The sequence below is a fragment of the Rhizobium sp. 18055 genome (assembly GCF_902706285.1).
In the GTDB taxonomy this organism is placed as follows: Bacteria; Pseudomonadota; Alphaproteobacteria; order Rhizobiales; family Rhizobiaceae; genus Rhizobium.
Genome location: NZ_CACSKD010000495.1, coordinates 1 through 386 on the forward strand (window position 1 = coordinate 1; position 386 = coordinate 386).

Annotated in this window: 1 protein-coding gene; it reads right to left on the bottom strand. The window is 68.4% G+C overall.

Annotation, left to right across the window (positions count from 1 at the left end):
- Window positions 1-370 (bottom strand): protein kinase (locus GVL52_RS32740; protein WP_200848082.1); only part of this gene is annotated, 370 nt, incomplete at its 3' end.
- Window positions 371-386: the final 16 nt, after the last annotated feature.

Below are 386 nucleotides of genomic sequence, written 5' to 3' on the forward strand. Positions count from 1 at the left end.
CGCCCGCGGACAGCGCCCCCTGCTGCTGCAGCAACTGCCGCAGGGTCATGCCCGGCACGAACTCGAAGACCGCGAAGACGAACGGGCCGCAGACGCCTTCGTCGAGCAGTTGCACGACGTGCGGATGGTGCAGCCGCGCGCAGGCCCCGATCTCGCGGCGGAAGCGCTTGAACAGCCGCTCGTCCTCGTCGATGCGGACGAATTTCAGCACCACCTTCTGGCCGGTGGGCTGTTGCAGCGCGGAGAAGACGATGCCGTAGGAGCCGGTGCCGATCACCTCCTGCAGCGCATAGCGCTGCACGAGCGCGGCGTCGGCGGTGAACGCCTGCTGGATCTGGCCGGGATCGGGAGGTCGGAAGCTCATGCCCATGCGTGCTCCGCAATGC